This is a genomic window from Lacibacter cauensis, from assembly GCF_007830055.1.
Lineage (GTDB): Bacteria > Bacteroidota > Bacteroidia > Chitinophagales > Chitinophagaceae > Lacibacter > Lacibacter cauensis.
In genome coordinates this window covers 19,862-38,403 of the sequence record NZ_VLLE01000005.1, presented here as the reverse complement: position 1 = coordinate 38,403, position 18,542 = coordinate 19,862, and the positions used below count along the sequence as shown (strand labels likewise).

Here is an 18,542-nt window from a genome sequence, read left to right as displayed (position 1 = left end):
TAAACAATCGTGTTGATACCGGCAAAGCACAAACCTGTTTTATCGGGATATAAGCATGTTTGCTACTCCCATTTCCAACATCTCAATACCGGCATCAGTCAGTACAATTTCTTTCTGAGTTCCTTGGTTCAAGCGTTCTTGTTGCCTGCAGAACATTCAAAAATCATTGCCTCTCAAAACTAATTTTTGCCTTTCCCGAAGGCTGGCTCATTTGTTGAAACTTATGATACAAATGTTTATTCCCATTTTATGCAACCGATTAGAATGTCTGATTTTCAAACAATTACACTTTTGTCTATTTTTTACCCTTTAAACTTTTTTGGCAAACAAGTTTTACATTAGCAGTGCTAAAACATTTTCTGGAGTGTGCAAAAACTAATGAACAAAAGACTGCTGTGCAGATGAGGTGAGTGTTTGATTACTGGAAAAAAGAACGGATCAAAACGCTTCGTTCTGTTGCCTTACGAAAGAGAAAAGGCCGCTTACCGGTTTTGAAAACAGGGTGGATAAAAGTTCATTTTGCCGGGTTTCGCATGCTCAAGTAGTGGAAACGTAATGGCACAAAAATATCGCACTTATTTAACTAACATTTGCTTCAAGCCCCAATGCCAAAACTTAGCTCTTTAGTACAGGTCTGCTTTTGCCTTTTCGCCTGCGTTTCTATAGCCGCAGCACAGGAGGATATCAACTTTACAACGCTAACTACCAAAGAAGGGCTCTCGTCGAATAACATCAATGCGATTTTGAAAGACAGATTCGGTTTTATGTGGTTTGCTACAGATGATGGACTGGACAGATTCGATGGTGCAAATTTTAAAGTTTACCGGAACAACCCAACAGACTCTACAAGTTTACAGGCCAACGAAGTTTTATCACTCCATGAGGATAAGGACGGTAATTTATGGGTTGGCACCAGCGGTGGCTCGCTGAGTTTATACAATCGTAAACAAGATGCGTTTGTCAATTTCCCACACAGACCGGCAGAAGGGGCAATTCGAAACAATGTAGTCATGAGCATCTGCAGCGATTTTCAGGGAAAACTATGGATTGGCCATTTTGATGGTATCAACATCATGGATAAGAAAACGCATCGTATTTCTGATTTCAAACCCGGAAATGGTTCACGGTTTACAAAAACCTGTAACGCACTGTTTGAAGACAGTAAACAGCGGATGTGGATTGGAACTCCTGATGGCTTATTCCTCTATGATAAGCATACAAACTCGCTGGTTCCGTTTCGGCATAATTTGCTTGATGCGGCAAGTTTAAGCAGCAACCATGTACTTACAATTACAGAAGACAAGGATGGAAATCTCTGGGTTGGTACAACCAACGGTTTAAACATGTTACTATCTAATGGAAAGGGATTTACAAGATTTATACATAATGAAGGGAATAAACAAACACTCAACAGCAATTACATTTATTCAATTGCGGTTGACGACTTTAATAAACTCTGGATCGGTTCCTCGAAAGGCTTGAATATACTCGACGCAAAAACTAAAACAATCACCGGTTACAGTTTCGACCCACGCAATACAAATGGACTTTCAAGCAACAATATTCATACTGTGTACCTGGCTAAAGAAGGTATTTGTTGGCTGGGTACATTCCTGGGAGGCATCTGTAAATATGACAAGAACCTTAACCTGTTTAATTTAATACAGAGTAACCCTTTCGATAACCAAGGTTTAAATGCTCCAATTGTAACATCATTCGCAGAAGCAAAAGACGGTCGTGTTTTTGTTGGCACCGATAACGGAGGTCTTAGCTTGTTTGATCCGAAAACAAGATTATTCCGGCAAATTAATATCAGATCGAAGCGTCCCGAAAGTAAACATCTTGCAATCATTACATTAACCATGACCAGCAATGATGAACTGTTTATCGGAACTTTTGATGACGGTCTTTTTATATACAACCAGGCTTCCGGTAAATATGAACAGCTGCTGCCGGGAACCAAAACATCAGACATTGCTTCCAATCAAATTTATGCGATCAGAGAAGATAGAAAAGGCAACAAGTGGATTGGCACAAATGGAAATGGAATTTTCGTTATGAATAATGCAAATGAACAAGTATTCCGGTTAACACCCCACCCCACGTTACCTACGGATATCAACCTACCCGTTAATGCATACATACGTGATATAGTGGAAGTGAGAAATGGCAACATCTGGATTGCTACACATGGTGGAGGTATTGCAGTTTATAATCCTGTATCAAAAAAATTCAGTATTTACACAACGCAAAACAGTAAGTTACCGAATGACAAAGTGCTTACATTGTTAGAAGACAAGAACAGAAATATCTGGGCAGGAACATTTGGCGGAGGATTGGCTTTGTTCAAACAGCAAAATGGGCAATTTGTTTCACTTTCAGAAAAAGACGGATTGACAAATAACAACGTTTATAAAATTATTGAAGATCAAAATGGCCTGCTATGGATAAGCACCAACAAAGGGTTGAGTAGTTTTGATACAAAAGCAAGAATCATCAATAACTATAATTACCATAATGGCATACAGCACAACACATTTATTCTGGGATCGGGATTAAGGCTAAAAAACGGAGATTTGTTTTTTGGAGGGCATGAAGGCTTTAATTATTTCAACCCTGCAAATCTGAAAAAGAATACTGCAATCCCCCCTGTAATCATTACCGATCTTAAAATTTCAAACAGGTCAGTTGTCCCTTCTGAAAACGGACCGATAAAAGAAAACATCACAACGGCCACTGAAATAACCCTTGATTATAAACAAAATTTTGCACTATCCTTTGTGGGTTTAAACTTTACAGCCCCAGAACAGAACCAGTACGAATACAAACTTGAAGGATTTGATAAAGACTGGATCAATATTGGCAATGCTTCAACTGTTTCATACACCAACATATCTCCGGGCAAATATATTTTCCGTGTAAGAGCAAGTAATAATAACGGCGTTTGGAATACCAAAGGAACATCTATAAAAATATATGTTCGCCCGCCTTTTTGGCAAACAATTTATGCTTACTTCTTTTACACATTACTGATTGTTGGCGCACTCATTTATTTTCGTCACAGAAGTGTGGAAAAAATCAGAAGAAAGTTTTTACTCGAGCAGGAAAGTTTTCGTGCAGAACAGGAACGTAAAGAAGCAGAACGAATACATGAACTGGATCAGTTAAAACTGAAATTCCTCACAAACCTTAGTCATGAATTCAGAACACCGATTTCATTGATACTTGGCCCTGTTGACAGTCTTATTGAGCAAGAAAAAAACAATACGTTTCGTCTTCAGTTAAACATGATCAAACGAAACGGCAAACGTTTGTTAAACCTGGTAAACCAATTACTCGACTTCCGGAAGATGGAAGAACAGGAACTAAAACTGCAACCAAAAGAAGGCGAGCTGATTTCATTTTTAAAAGAAGTATACGATTCCTTTCTAGACTTATCTGAAAGAAAGAAAATTGACTTCAGTTTTACAAGTAATACAGAACAATTTCATACAGTATTTGACCACGATAAAACAGAGCGTATACTGTTCAATCTTTTATCCAATGCATTCAAGTTTACGCTTGAAGGAGGTAGTATCCGGTTTGAAATTGAGAAGGAAATATATAACCAGGAAACGAACTCTACACTTATTTCAATGAAAGTACAAGACACCGGAATTGGGATACCTCACGATAAACAAGAGGTCATTTTCGAACGCTTTTTCCAGAACAATACTGCAGCTTCTATTCTTAACCAGGGCTCAGGCATCGGGCTTTCAATTACCAAGGAATTTATACGGATGCATGGTGGAACAATTACAGTAGAAAGTGAACCGGGAAAAGGAAGCACCTTCGTCATTCAGATTCCTTATACGGAACTTCCTGCGTCACAAAAAACAGAAAAGCCTGGAGAAATACTCACGTTTACCACTGAGGAAGACGTAAATAAGACTGATGAAGACATTACAATTAATACCAATACACAAGACGCAGCAACAATGCCAACCGTGTTACTGGTAGAAGACAATGATGATTTCCGCTTTTATTTAAAAGAGAACCTCCGTTTAAATTATAAAGTTATTGAAGCAACAAACGGGATGGAAGGATGGCAAAAGGCTTTAGCCGTTCATCCTAGCTTGATTGTAAGCGACATCAGCATGCCGCATATGGATGGTATTGAACTCTGTAAAAAAATTAAAGCCGATAAACGAACAAGCCATATACCGGTCATTCTTTTAACAGCATTAACAGAAGAGAAAAGCCAGATTAAAGGCTTGAAAACAGGAGCCAGTGACTACATTACAAAGCCTTTCAATTTTGAGGTGCTGCATGCTAAAATTAAAAACCTTTTGCTCTTAAACGACACGCTGAAGAATACCTATTTAAAAAGAGTGGAAGTTCTTCCGCAAAAAGCCGAAGTTGAATCATCTGCAGAAAAGCTCATTCAAACAATTGTTCTTTACATAGAAAATAATCTTACAGACACGCAACTATCTGTTGAAAACTTAAGTAAACATGTTGGGATGAGCAGAAGCACATTGTACAGCAAGTTGCTTGAACTCACTGGCCAAACGCCGGTAGAATTTATACGTTCGGTAAAGCTTGATAAAGCTGCGCACTTACTGGAAACAAGTGAACTTACCATTGCAGAAATAGCCTATTCCGTAGGTTTCTCTACGCCTAATTACTTTGCAAAATCATTCAAAGCAAAATTTAACATGTTGCCATCGGAGTATATTGCCAAAATGCGCAATAAAAAAAGATAACAACATACTTGTTTATCCATGAGTAATCCATGCAGATAGCCTTCACTTTAGAAAGAAGGTAAGCCAGCTTTTGCATTTTCTAATCAAATGGATAATGCTTAACGCATCTAACGCCATCAGGATTCCTTCATTCGGTTAGCAGCTTTTTGAACAATTGTTTGCTAACCGAGCAGATTGCAAATAGATGGTCAGTTTTGGACTGGCTATAAAAGAAAAACCGCTTAGAATGCATGTTCTAAGCGGTTTTATCTCTCTTTGTTCAGATTTTTGCGGACCGGACGGCTCCTACTAAAATCGTTATAACTTATTAATAATCAAACTGTTATAAGGCCAAAATTTTACGACTCACTAAATGACTCACTAAAAGCATTTCATCACAACGCTACAGCTTCTGGAGGCTCATTTGTGTGATATTGATTCAAATATAAGAACATTTTGCACGTAAAAATACTTTCATTTTTTGCAGTTAAAATGATATCAGTCCATCGAACTTCTTATATGCGTTTCTTAAAAACATTTAGGACAGATTGAATTGGTATTTTCTAGCAAATAAAAAGTCAACTTATTTGTTGACCTTAATTGGGTTGTAGGTTTTATTGTCATCCGAGTTTTTACTAAACTACCAGAATAAAGTATATATGTCAATTTACAGATAGTGATAATCTATCTGATAAGAGAAACATTTCAGTTTTTGATTTAAACCATATTGGAAAATACTTTGGTTATACTGCCAGTAATTTTTATGAATTCTTTCAAATCATCCACTCCTTTATTGCTGAGAATACAGCAAAGTTCATCGTGACAAAATCTTAAGAATCGATATGCTTTAAAACATCCTTTCAATTTACAAGCGATTATTGTCTTTTATTCAAATAAACTATCGAAACTATAAAACACTAAGACAACACTTGTATTAGCAAAAATTAACTAAAGTTAATTTTTAGCACCACCGTATTGCAGAAGTTTACACTATGAAAAAACTGCACCGAAGCTCCGGTTTAGTCCTTGCATCATTTGTAGGCATCCACCTGTTCAATCACCTATGCAGTTTAATGGGTGCAGATATTCATCTTACCGTTATGGGTCAATTCCGCAAAGTGTACAGGAATATCTTTGTTGAAACGGTGTTGCTGGTGGCTGTAACAGTACAGATCATTTCCGGTTTACGCCTTTTACTCAGCAAACAAAAAAAAGAATGGACAGGTTATGCCCGGTGGCAGGCATGGTCGGGCTTCTATCTGGCAATATTTCTGATCATACATGTTGGAGCAGTAATGGCAGGCAGATTTGTTTTACAGCTTGATACCAATATATATTTTGGAGCTGCGGGTCTTAACAGTTTTCCGGTCAATCTGTTCTTCATTCCTTATTATGCTTTAGCGATTGCCGCTTTCTTTATTCATTTCGCAGCGATCCACGCACAACGAATGCGCAGAACCATCGCTGGCATTTCAGTTCCTGTACAAGCAAACCTGTTGGCTATTACCGGTATACTGGTTGCGTTTGCAGTTCTGTGTGGACTTACCAACGGCTTCCAGGGTTTGCCTCTTCCCGCCCCCTATCATATTTTTTAAACACTAAGTACAATTATTTAACCACAATTATAAACTCCTACAACAAACAGTTATGAAAGTATTGAAGAGTCTTTCCGTTATCGCAATGCTTGCGATCATTTTGGCATCATGTAAAAAGGACAATCAAAACAACAATCAGGAAAGCCGGGCTGTCCGTTATGAAATCACCGGCAACTACACAGGTAAACTAAATATTGTATTCACCGATGAAACAGGTAATTTTCAAACATTAACAAATGTATCATTACCCTGGAATAAATCCTTCACGGCAGGTACAGGGATGCAATCAGCAACACTTACTGCCAGTACAACCAGTACAAGTACAGTTGGCGTAACCGGTCAAACAGCAACAGCAAAACTTTACATCGGAACGGAGTTAAAAAAGACTGTTACGCAAACCGCTGACGCAACCGGACGAATTCAATTCGGCAACATCATCCATGTTTTCTGATCAATGGAAGTCAGTATACAAAAGCACCGTTCCAAATGGAACGGTGCTTTTGTAGTTTATTTCGGTCAGATAACAAATCAGAATTAGTATGTTCCGCTAAAGGGGTTCGGAATACCCAACTTTAGTAATAAGGAAGATTAGCTTAAATGCACACCCCGAAGATGTTTACTTTGTTTTCACTGTATACCGTCGTCTTATCCAAAGTCATCCTCATTTTTCACGCTACTTTTTGTACTGCTGTATTCGACAGACCAATGATTGAAACCAAAGATGAAGAAAGCAAATATTCAAATGCATGCGCTTTACATTTGATGGCAGCTTCCGTTGCATATCCTTTGTACAAAAAAAACCGGCAAGATCGAATAACCAACTTCCAGTTCGATCAGACCGTATACTCTTAACTGCAATAAACCACAATGACCAATTAAGTGACCGGAAACTTTATCAAATTACGAATTCATTCATTCCCCCCCTCTCCACTAAAATACCTGTTAAATTGTTTTGCATATCATTTGCTACCGGCAATTTCAGTTCCGTCAGATGGTATATTTAGTTTTTGTATCCGGCGATATTGATGACTGGTTTCAGATCAACCGCCACTGGATGCTCTCACATTTATTCACTATCGGATACAATCAATATAATGAAATTTTCTGCCGACGACACGTTACATTTTACAAACAAGAACAGGATGTCGGTTATACATCAGGTTATAATCTGTGTCCTTAATGAACAATGATTTTTTCAGTATAACCGTTAGCGAATTGAAGGATATACACTCCTTTTTTCAGATCATGTACATGTAACCTTGTTTGTAAATCCGCAATGCGTATCTGTTTATGGATTTTCCCACTAACATCAATTACACGGACAACGGTACCGACATTGGATCTGTCTGCTAGTTGAATTGTTACATAACTACTGGTAATTGTCGGAAAGACAGTAACAGCTTTTGCGTGGACATCTGCTTCAACTTTTACGAGTTTACTATACAGCCAGCTGCCATCATGATCAATCATTTTCAAACGATAATAGTTTACGGATCCCACATCTGCACAATCTGTAAAACGGTAAGCATTATTACTGGCCCCGGCAGCAGTCAGCTTTCCTTTCGTAGTAAATACATTCCCGTCAACAGATGATTCAATCTCAAAATAATTGGTATTGATTTCATCCTTTGTTTGCCATTGAAGGGTATTGCATTGTTGCATACGCTTCACCCCGAGATCGACCAATGTGAGTGGAAGCGTTGCGGATACCGTTTTAACAAAAAATCCGCTGAAGCCTGTTACATCAAAGGCTACTTCCCATCTCGATGCAGTACTGTTCCATACAATATCCGCATCATTAGGATTGATGGTTGTAATCGCACCTGTATAAGTTGGCGGCAACCCTGTTCCGTTGCTGCTTACGCCTGCTCTTTTTTCTACTAACAGATTTTGTTTACCGGTAGCGTCTGCACTGTTCATTGGTAATTTTGAAGAAGGTGCAGGAACCTGGTTATTGAAAGCATCAAAATCAGCCTGTGTAAAATACAGGGTCACCCGGGATGTTGCAGCAGCTGCGTTAGTCGAGGGCGTTATCTCATAATGTCTGCGTACATGACCTGCAGGTTGTGTGCCCTGTATCCATACCGTTGAAGTCACTGTTCCTGTTACAGTGTAAGGAGCACCAGATTGAATAGAGGCAACAAGATTGGAACAATTTGAAAAGTTTGTTACACCTGTTCCTGTTACAGCAAGCTGCACGGTCGTTTGTGCTGTTGCAAGCGGACTTACAGAACTGTTTGCATGTTCTCCTTCGTAGGCTCCGATATCAAGTACTGTTGTTCTTGTCAATCCTAAGAAATCAGTTGTTGGTGTTGTACCGGTGCCCGAACCAACTGCAGGCGAACTGCATTGCAAGCGCAGCCCGTCATCAGCTGTACCCCACACATTGTCCGCTCCGTCGCCATCGTTGTAATTTACAAACAAGGGATTTCCATTGAGTACATTACTTGTGACAGTATTGGTTACACTCAAGGGTGAACCTGTTGCATCACGGATAATGCAATTGTTGAATGTAGGCCAGTATTGAGAACGGGTTTCCTGACTGTAGATTTCATTACGCCCTGCTACACTGCTGGTCGTTGGAGTATTATTCCAGAAAATACAATTCCTAAATACTGCATCTGTAAAACCCGAATAAGCTGTCCCTGCAAATCGGGAGCTGTTATTGGCAAACGTACAGTTCACAAAGTTTGATGTATTAAATTCTGCACCACCCGCCATCATACCGGCCCCGTTGTCTGCAGTATTGCCATAAAAAATACAATTGCTGATTGTGTGTGAACCGGCATCCATGTAAAAACCGCCGCCACGTGAACCATCAAGAAAACCCGAACCACCCGAGTTGTTGGCAAAAACGCAACGTGTTAACGTCTGAGCTGGCGAACCGGAAATCAGTAAACCGGCACCAAATACACCAAAACTTCCCCCGCCGGCTAAAAATGAATTGGATAGAAATAAACAATCTGTAAAAGTTGAAGTGGATAGCTCACTCACCATCCCTGCACCCCAGGAATCGTCGTTCATATCAGTACAGTCGGCACTGTTTTGTGTTATTGTAAGATTCGCAAACTGTGTTGCCGCATTGGAATTAAAAATACCGCCCCCTTTAAAACGGTCGATCACACGGCTGCCTACTGTAATCCTGGAAAGACCAGGTGCAGTAGCATAACCCTTCGTTACGGTAAACCCATCAAGTACAGATGCGCTGGTAAGATTAATACTCAACACCACATGATAGGCATTATCGGTAAGCGTATTGACAACACCCAAATCACCGCTCAGTGTTGTTACATTCAGTTTCCAGTTTCGTTGATTCAACTGGGTTTCTGTGCCTGCAAATCCACCGTAGACCTTTACGCCGTCTTTCAACATAAAACATTTATCCCGATTGTTCGCAGGCGTTGTACTGCCGAATGCATCGTGTGTAGGTAAATAGGTACCCGCTTTCACCCAGATCTGATCACCTGCTACAGCCGCAATAATAGCAGCCTGCAGATCTTTTTTTGCAGTTGCCCAACTTGTACCTGCACCGGCATTATCAGGCCGGGCAGCATCAACGTAGCGAATGGTCTGAGCATATGAAGTATTTAGAGAGACAAACAGCAGGAAAGCTGTCAACAAAATAAAAGATCTACAAGCAGCTGTTAAGCTTATATTTTTCATGCATTCAGGTTTGATCAATGAATGCGACAAGAATAGTTGATTGCAGGACAGAAAAAATTAACTTAAGTTAATTTCGGTAGAAATATTGAAATGCATTCACTCGTGCAATTTGCTTTTCACAAGAACACTGGTCAAAAAGTAATGAATACTATCCAACAGAAAATAAAATTGTCTATTATTTATCGAATAAACTTTTCCTATTTCGATCCTATTGCATGTGTATAAGAATTACACTAACATGAGGCCATTATTCTTTCGTATGCAAAAAGAAACGCTTTATCCGATCCACCTATTCTGTTCAAAGTCCGGATAAAGCATTTCTGGTATATCAACCTAACTTCAGCTAACGTTTTGGCATTGATTTCATTTTGTATTGATTCAGGAGTTCGTGTAATGATTCAACGTTATATTTTTTTCTTTCTTCATCATTAGAGAGGGTTGTATCAATCGGTGCCAACAGCATTTCATTGGTTTTATCATCAAATACAAATTGAGTTCCAAATTTTTGATACCCAAATGTGTATAAAAGATACCGGTCATAATTCAAGGCTACAACTCTCGGAATATTTTCTTTCCGGATGGTCAACGTATCTTTTTGGGCTTCTAACTGTGCAAGTGCTGTTGATGATAATTTGTAAGCTAACAAAAAGTTTTCAGGACTCAGGCTTGTTAATTCTCCATCACAAAATCTTGCTGCTGTATGCTGCAAAATCCAGGCTGCTCTGATTTTATCTCTCACTGTTACGACTTTATTTTCGGCCAGAAATTGAAATATTTGTTCCCGGTGTACTTTATCGTAGTTTTCTAATATTACAGTATCAGTCTTCGCATCCAGTTCCCTTATTTCAATATCTTTCAAATATAGCTTTTCAATGAAGAGATTGTCTTCTACTTCGGCTGTCATTTTCTTTTTAGAAGCTGAGCAACTAAGCATTGAGGCAAAAAAAATCAGCAGAACAATTTTTTCTTTGAACTTATTCATGTTTACTTTTTTAAATCTTATTTTTTGAAGAGAGAGGTCCACTCAAAAAATCCTGACATATTGCAAAATCAAGTACCTTCTCACAACTTATTCTTTTAATGATTATAATCATTAATCCAAACTGACGAACACTCTGCCGGAACTGGAGGCAGCACTTTGTCAAATGCCTCTTCGTAACTGATATTCAACCGTCTGTCCAATTACTGACGATTCCATATTTTTCAAAATTAAGTACGAGGCCATTTCCATGCATAAAAGATAATAAGACTAAGCAGGATCACTTGTATTACAGCTCCTGTCACCATATGCAGCCATGCCTCACCTGCTAAATTGAATAAGATACAGGGAATATTAACCGCAGCAGTAATGATATTTATCCAGCGATTTATTTTAGCCGGAAGAGCTACAGAAAGGAAAATCATCAGCGCCGGTGTTGCAATTAAAGCGAGTGCTACCAAAAGAAATCCTTGCGTAATATCAAATACAAACACCCGCCCTTTGAGAATATCCGCTATTTTACCCGGCATATACAAGTGAAAATAATCAAGATAGATTATCAGAAACATTAAACTCGTCCACACCATAGCGAGTTTCAGTTTTATACTGATTGCAACGTCCTCCAACTTGGAAACAGATATCTTTTGTGTTTTCATTTAGATTCACTTTAAATCACAGCATAAAATTATTATTGCAAGGAGGCCCATTGGGGGTATGCTATTCGCTATACAGTAATAACAACTTGTTTGCTATTAAATTACCTCGTGAATTCAACGACCTGAGCACTGACCGTTATGGTTCTTCTGACAAAGAATGGTGCAAACCCACTAATATGCTCTTCCGTCATCACATTGATGATGGCTCTGGAACCATTCATTAAGTTGGCTTTCTTGATCATCGTTGAGTATGCATTTTCATACAATTGCCGTTTATTCATACCTCCAATTGCCAATACGTATGATGCTTCGGAACTTCCCGTTACCTGATCAACTACTTTGAAGTTATTCCCGCTCAGATGTACCTCCGTTGCATTTTGATTGTGGTTGGTAACAACAGCGGTTCCAATACCACATGAGGTAAGTAATACAGCAAGCAGAAAAAAGAAGGAATAAGTACTGATATTTTTCATTTGAATAAATATTTATTTAGTGGAAAACGTTTTTTAAAAGCGAAGCGAATCTGCAGATTCTGCTCACTATTAAAATGCTTCTTGTTTTTTCAATCATACCCAAGAGGAAAGCTCATTAACCTGTAAAGCCGTATTCGCAGCAGATTAGACAACTATCTGTCATTAACATCCAGGCTACCGTTATAAGGTTTGAGTTTGCAACAAATTTCCTGATACGGATGTTAAAAGTTAAATCCAAAATGCAAGCCAGGCTCGCCGAAAACAAATTTTGACCATTTATCGTCTAATTGCTTAAACCCATTTGGAAGTTCTGTGTGATAAGCCCGGTGAGTAATGGCGAGGGATGGCTGAATAAAAAATCGATCCTTAAAAAGTTTAACGTGATAGCCAACACGGTAGGTATTGAAAAGCTGAAAACCATTATCAACCTTTTTTCCTTCACGGTTCACAAATTTTTGCAGCGTAGGCATTACATTCAGTTCGGCATACAAACCTTTATACAGAAAACGCTGATACGCTACTGACAGGCCATACTCACGAACATAACCCGGGAACTGCTCTTCAGGTTTTCCGTAGGCCTTATTAAAGAAAGGATGAATACCATTCGGCCAGGCATATTTCCAGGTCTTGGGTTCTAGTGTAATAACATCTTTTCCTGTAATACGGTAACCGATATTGAGTTGAACAAAGTTGGGTGGATTCGTAGAAGCCAGATTACCTAATAAAAACATAGTACTGCCAACGAACCATCGATTATGCGTACTGTCGGTTTTTGCATATTGTGCTTTGAGTTGAAGGGCACTCGTAATCATGAAGACAAAACCAATGAATAAAACTTTCTTTTGCATTTCTTTTTCTTTTTTAAATAATTCGATACTGCAAAAGTGGATGAGCAAAACAGACTATCCGTTCACTTAAGTTAATTAATAGTTGTTACCTTTTTTTTAGCAATTTATTTTAATCATTCGCCCATTCGCAGCACTACGTTGCCCTTTTTTCTTCCCGATTCTACATACCAGTGAGCTTCTCTTATTTCATCCATTCGAAACGTTTTATCTATAATTGCTTTGAATGCATTTTTTTCAAATAACTCTTTTAATAATTGTAGTTGTTGTTTTTTTTCCGAAGCATATTCTGTACCGTTCACACTTTTGTACATTCCTTTTTTCTTTAAGAGCTTTTTACATTCATTTTTACTATACTTACCGATTGCATCAAAAATGATATCAAACTTATCTGTCCTGCTAGTAAAGCTTTCTTTGTCGTATAAAACAATGTCTGTAATACCTAACTCGTTCACAAGATATTGCCCTTGGGAGCTGCATACTGCAGTTACATCAGCCCTGTAATATTTTGCAATCTGAATTGCTGCAGATCCTACTGAACCGGTTGCTCCGATAATCAGGATTTTTTGATTTGGCTTTCTGTCAATTTTTAGCTTATCCAGAAAATAGATGGCTGTTTGTCCGCCGAAAATAATGGCAGCAGCTTCTTCAAATGAAGCATTAGCAGGCATTTTAATAACGTTCCTGTTTTGATTGATCACAATGTATTCTGCATGGGCACCGAAATCAAACCCCGACATGCCAAATACTTTGTCACCGGGCTTGAACGTAGAAACCTTGTCTCCTACAGTTTCAACAACTCCGGCATACACTGTTCCCAAAATAGGTTTTCTTGGCTTTGAAATGCCTAATACCAGTCGCATAATGATCTTCATCAATCCCTTCACATCAAGTTTTCTTACCCTCACATCTCCGGAGTTAACAGCAGAAGCAGCTACTCTTACAAGAAGCTGGTTGGGATTGGGTTTTGGCTTGGCAACTTCCTCAATTTGCAAAACATCAGGAGGGCCATATTGAGAGCAGATTACGGCTTTCATTGTTTCTGTTTTATAGTATAAAATTTTGGCAAGATCAACTACAACTTTCACGCAAAAGTGCTGGCAACTTGCTGGATGTGCAGGTGGGTAATCAGTCACTGGGATTACTCTCCCAAGGCTTATAAAGTTTGATGAGCCGAAAAGAATACCGGTTAACAAGGAATAAGAGGAACACGTAAACCCAGAATGAACAAAGTCTTTGCACGACTCACTGTAACAAATTCTTGATTGTGAACGCTCAACGTTATTTGCCTAATGAAATTTTTCTGGCAGCATGCGTAACCTACATATTAGACACATTTTTCAGCCCCGTATTGACGAGTTGTGTTTTCATTTAAACTTACCGTTGCTTCAAAGGCGTGTATAACCCATAAGATTTTCTTTTGCATAATCTTTCAATGAATGATAAATGATACTGCAAAAGTGGGTAAAGCAGAATATGGCACAGTTCACTTAAGTTAAAAAACGTTTTAGCATTTTTTTTCAAGCATCCTTGCTCTTAGTCTGCTCAGCGATTGGGGCTTGATACCTAAATAGCTGGCTAACTGGTTTTGTGGAACACGTTGAATGAGGTCCGGTCTTTTCTGCAATAAATTAAGGTATCGTTCTTCTGGAGAAGAGGTTTTAAATTCGTCGAAATCCATCCGTTGTTTGACTAAAATTTCTTCCGACATTTTTCTGCACATGATTTCAAACTTGGGAAATCTGCTGTTCATTTCTGCTTCCATATCCAAGTTTGAAATGGTAAGCACTGTGTCTTCAACACAACTGACGAAATAATCCGAGGGTGTTTGATTCACAACACAATTGGGTGTCAAAGCCTCCATTTCGGTGTAGAAAGCGGTAGTTCTTTCTTCCCCGTCTTTTATGTAGTACGTACGGATACAGCCATTGATTACAAAGTAACTGTCTTTTGATTGTTGCCCTTCCTTAAGTAAAATGGTTCCTTTCTTTACAGTGTGAAAGATATCCAGTGGCAGAATCGCATTCTTTTCTTCTTCTGTAAGGGTAATGTACTTGGCAATAAAGTCAAATAAGATGTCCTGCATAAGTGTGTTTTTGCGCTCCCTTGTAACAAGTTGTTTTGTACTAAATAAAGTACAATATAAACAAGAAGTTCGCTGATAACCAAAACTGATCATGTTATAGTTTCAATAGCAGTACAACTACGAATCAGTTGGAGACGCCTTTGTTCAAACATTTCTCTATATTCCTCGCCCCTAACAAATACGATAATGTTTTTACTAATGGCGAACCCGTCCCCGCCACACAAAATGCTACTCAGGAAATCCTGGAAAAGCAGGATGTGTAACCGCTACTGCATTCATTATCTAAATGCACAGACTTACAGCTATTTTTGAACTCTCTAAGATGTTTTGAAAAACTAAACATCAACTTATTCGGCGGAATTCAAGACTATTTCCGGCAAAGGTATAAGATTGCTTATTTTCAGATCCCATTTAATACACAGCTTTGTAATCAATACGCATGTCCACATTCCTGATACCCGTAACAACGGTAAACGGATTAATCCCACCCTGCCCGTCTCCAGAATTTGCATACAATTTTCCATCTTCAACAACAACCATGGTATAAGTTCCCGGCTGCAGAGTAACCTGGAAAAAACCATTTGCATCCGATTCGGTTTCTGCAATGAGCTTTGTATTTAAGCGTTCAAAGAATACAGTTGAGTTCATTGAACGTACAGCATCCGTTATTAAGCTGTAATTGTAAATTTGAACTTTCCGTTTCACCGGACAGGTTCTGCAGTCTGATCTACCTGGTCCAGCTGTAGGCATACAATTTCCAAGTTTAAACTGAACAGTTCCATAGATACCCTGTGAAACCGTAATTTTTGGTTCTACCGGAGCAAAGCCGGCGGACTTAGTGCATTCATCAACAACCGAATGTTCCTCACAATCCAGTTTGTCACAGGAAACTACAAAAAGACTGATCAATGCTGCAAAACAAATTTGTTTCATACTTATTTTTTTGATGTGACATCTGACATAAAAAAAACGTTGCACAATTATCAATTTAAAAAAATGAAAAGAATTTTCCTGCTAAACTGAACATCACTTTTGATCTTGAAATCATTTATACTTTATAAAAGACGCTGATTGACAGCAATAAAAAATAAACAAGAATCAACAGCTCTGATTACGCCATACTTCTGGTCAAGCATTGAATCATCGTGATAATTTTATGATTGTTTAACTTGAAGTAAATAAATCAGTGATTTATCTCAGTACATTCTAAAATAGTGTACAGACATTCTTACAACTTTGAGCCTGTTCAGTGTTTTTTTTTAATTTTGAATTACGGCATACATGAATAACAGCCTGATCGTATTCTGCATTAAAGAATCATCAAACGCACATTCAGACAATTGCTATTATTTGCAACAATCATTTGCCTCTTATCATCAACTTTTCTTTTAGCAAATAAATTATTTATTGAGATTATCCTTTGTATCTATCTCAAACTGTTGAAAGAATAAAACCCCTTCATTCATTTTTTAATTTTCGTAGTCAACCTTTTACTGCGTTTCTGTTTTCCTTTTTGAAACACCGTCATCATTTCGACTTCGAAGGGAGGATCAATGGATAAAATATCTGCAACCGAAGCGGCAATTTGCAGGGAATTAACGTCCCCCAAATTGCCTCGGGGTATGTTAGGTCCGATTGCATAGAATATAGACTGTCCTTCTCTTACAGAAGCAAGATTTCCATGTACGCCCCTACCTGTCTCATTCATAGTCCCGTTAATAAGAAAATTTCTGACTGCTTGATTCTGCGTGGCAAACAAAGCAGGATCAAACGAATTCTTTACAAACACTGGAACATCCTGCAAAACTTTATCTGAAAGAGAGTACCCTTTTCTGCAACTCACAAAAAGGTCACCGGCATATTCGGGATGATAGATACCAAGTTCTTTTTGCATAGACGAGGTTGCTACGAGTTCAAAAATAGGCTCTCCCGTCAGGGAATCTTTCAAGGCCAGCAAGTGTTTTGACAGACGATTCAGGTAATCGGCCTTTACTGCCGGTGCAAGCAGCGAATTATTCAAATAAATATGAGCGGAGTTTCCACTGGACAAACTTTTTACCATTTGGCCCGTAACAGAAAATCCTGAACGTTCCAAAAAATTACCGAGCAGTAAGGTCGTATGAACAGGGATCATACCATGATCCGAAAAAACGACAAAATTTGTACCCATTGGTGCCGCATTCATGATTTGAAGCAGGTACCGATCTATTTTTTGAAAATATTGTTCGATAAAAGATGCATAAAGCTGCGGACGGCTACCGCTATCTGCCGTATAATCTAACTGCCGTGGATCTGTCAAGGTATACCTATGTTGAAGATCATCGAGCGTTGAAAAATATCCAAAGAGTAAATCCCATTGATTGGTTTGCATACTTGCCAGGATTAAATCTCTGGAATAAGCTGCCAGCCGATCCACTTGTTCGAACCAGATTTCTTCTGAGATCAAACCACTCGTTTGTTTCCGGTTCTCTGGTTCACCGGGCCAAACCCCGCATTCTTTTTCTATATGTTGAAAAAAAGAAGCAGGATATCCAAACACTTCTGCAGGTGCGCTCATAAATAACCGAATTCGGTTTTCTTTTGAATAGGTATCGATTAGGCGAAATGAGGAAGCATACTGTTTCCCCTGGTAGCAAATAATCATCGTGGTCCACGAATGACCATTAATGATAGCATTGTAACCATTACTCAGATCTGCATCCTGATCAATGATTACCTGCGGGATGGGATATAATATGTTGGCTACATTTTCTGCTGTATCAGATTGAAAAATGTAGAGGGGTAGTTTTACATTATTACTAAGTTCATAGATCGCAGCAGATGGAGAAGTGGCAGTCGTAGTTAACTGTTGAAAATATTTCCCGTTCATGTTTTTCTGATTGCCATCGGGAACAAGGTCCAACACAAGCGAAGGTCCGCTTATAGACGGATACATGTGCATGAAATCCGTTCTGCGTTCCGGACCAAGATGATCTACTCCCACTCCACCCAGAACCACGACTTTCTTTCCTTGTCGCATAGCTGCCTGAAAAATGGTTTCTGCTTTTAACGGCTGACGAAATGCCGATAAAGAAGGCGCTTCCCATGGCTGATCAAAACGTCGAAAACTGTTCCCCACAATTCCTGTTTTTGCAGGAGATGCGCCCGTAAAAATTGAAATATGAGAGGGTCCGGTAGAAGCAACATTAACAGGAAACATTGTTTCAGCATAGGCACCATATTTTTTCATTTTCGCAAAGGCACCATTCTGAGGTAATACACCGTTCTTAAGATAATGATCAACCAAATAATCGGGCGTACCATCGATGGAGATCATTACAACCTTTGCTTTCTGTTGTTGCCCGAACAACGGCATCCCATTCAACAAAAAAAGCAATATCATGAACTGAAATTGGAAAAGATACCAAACAAAACAACTTTTAAATACACCATACTGTTGAAAAGACAGCGACTGCTTATTCATGCTTTACCCTGATTTAATCTAACAGGGCGAAATTAGATTTCACAAACAGCCAACTATT

12 protein-coding genes are annotated in these 18,542 nt (G+C 38.7%); 3 read left to right on the top strand and 9 right to left on the bottom strand.

All coding sequences use genetic code 11. The annotated features are described in order from the left end of the window. The first annotated feature begins 605 nt into the window (after positions 1 to 605). The 3 genes from IQ13_RS13840 to IQ13_RS13830 all read left to right on the top strand — a co-directional run bounded on the left by IQ13_RS13840 (position 606) and on the right by IQ13_RS13830 (position 6,770). The gene (locus IQ13_RS13840) at positions 606 to 4,745 is read left to right on the top strand and encodes a hybrid sensor histidine kinase/response regulator transcription factor (protein ID WP_144886989.1); all 4,140 of its coding nucleotides are present in this window, start codon (positions 606 to 608) and stop codon (positions 4,743 to 4,745) included. Between the two features lie 971 nt (positions 4,746 to 5,716). Further along, positions 5,717 to 6,319, top strand: coding sequence for a succinate dehydrogenase/fumarate reductase transmembrane subunit (locus tag IQ13_RS13835; RefSeq protein WP_144886988.1), 603 nt, complete (start codon positions 5,717 to 5,719; stop codon positions 6,317 to 6,319). A 52-nt stretch (positions 6,320 to 6,371) separates the two neighbouring features. Further along, complete coding sequence (locus IQ13_RS13830; RefSeq protein ID WP_144886987.1) at positions 6,372 to 6,770, top strand: MmpS family transport accessory protein; 399 nt, start codon at positions 6,372 to 6,374, stop codon at positions 6,768 to 6,770. Between the two features lie 725 nt (positions 6,771 to 7,495). On the opposite strand, the gene IQ13_RS13825 is transcribed toward IQ13_RS13830, so the two are convergent. From IQ13_RS13825 to IQ13_RS13785, 9 genes are all read right to left on the bottom strand, one after another. After that, positions 7,496 to 9,940, bottom strand: coding sequence for a right-handed parallel beta-helix repeat-containing protein (locus IQ13_RS13825; RefSeq protein ID WP_158637400.1), 2,445 nt, complete (start codon positions 9,938 to 9,940; stop codon positions 7,496 to 7,498). A gap of 385 nt (positions 9,941 to 10,325) precedes the next feature. Then, a complete protein-coding gene (locus tag IQ13_RS13820) occupies positions 10,326 to 10,964 on the bottom strand; it encodes a hypothetical protein (RefSeq protein ID WP_144886985.1) in 639 nt (212 codons plus the stop codon). Positions 10,965 to 11,191: 227 nt separating this feature from the next. Then, complete coding sequence (locus tag IQ13_RS13815) at positions 11,192 to 11,617, bottom strand: DUF6326 family protein (RefSeq protein ID WP_144886984.1); 426 nt, start codon at positions 11,615 to 11,617, stop codon at positions 11,192 to 11,194. Between the two features lie 101 nt (positions 11,618 to 11,718). Further along, positions 11,719 to 12,090 (bottom strand): DUF6567 family protein, encoded by a 372-nt coding sequence (locus tag IQ13_RS13810; protein WP_144886983.1) that lies wholly within the window; start codon positions 12,088 to 12,090, stop codon positions 11,719 to 11,721. Between the two features lie 221 nt (positions 12,091 to 12,311). Further along, positions 12,312 to 12,938 (bottom strand): hypothetical protein, encoded by a 627-nt coding sequence (locus IQ13_RS13805; protein WP_144886982.1) that lies wholly within the window; start codon positions 12,936 to 12,938, stop codon positions 12,312 to 12,314. A gap of 113 nt (positions 12,939 to 13,051) precedes the next feature. Then, positions 13,052 to 14,131: an NAD(P)-dependent alcohol dehydrogenase gene (locus tag IQ13_RS13800; RefSeq protein ID WP_199758270.1), complete on the bottom strand. Its 1,080-nt coding sequence runs from the start codon at positions 14,129 to 14,131 to the stop codon at positions 13,052 to 13,054. A gap of 311 nt (positions 14,132 to 14,442) precedes the next feature. Continuing rightward, positions 14,443 to 15,021, bottom strand: coding sequence for a Crp/Fnr family transcriptional regulator (locus IQ13_RS13795; RefSeq protein ID WP_144886981.1), 579 nt, complete (start codon positions 15,019 to 15,021; stop codon positions 14,443 to 14,445). Between the two features lie 411 nt (positions 15,022 to 15,432). After that, positions 15,433 to 15,726: a hypothetical protein gene (locus IQ13_RS13790; protein WP_144886980.1), complete on the bottom strand. Its 294-nt coding sequence runs from the start codon at positions 15,724 to 15,726 to the stop codon at positions 15,433 to 15,435. 757 nt (positions 15,727 to 16,483) lie between these two features. After that, positions 16,484 to 18,484 (bottom strand): alkaline phosphatase family protein, encoded by a 2,001-nt coding sequence (locus IQ13_RS13785; protein WP_144886979.1) that lies wholly within the window; start codon positions 18,482 to 18,484, stop codon positions 16,484 to 16,486. Between the last annotated feature and the right edge of the window lie 58 nt (positions 18,485 to 18,542).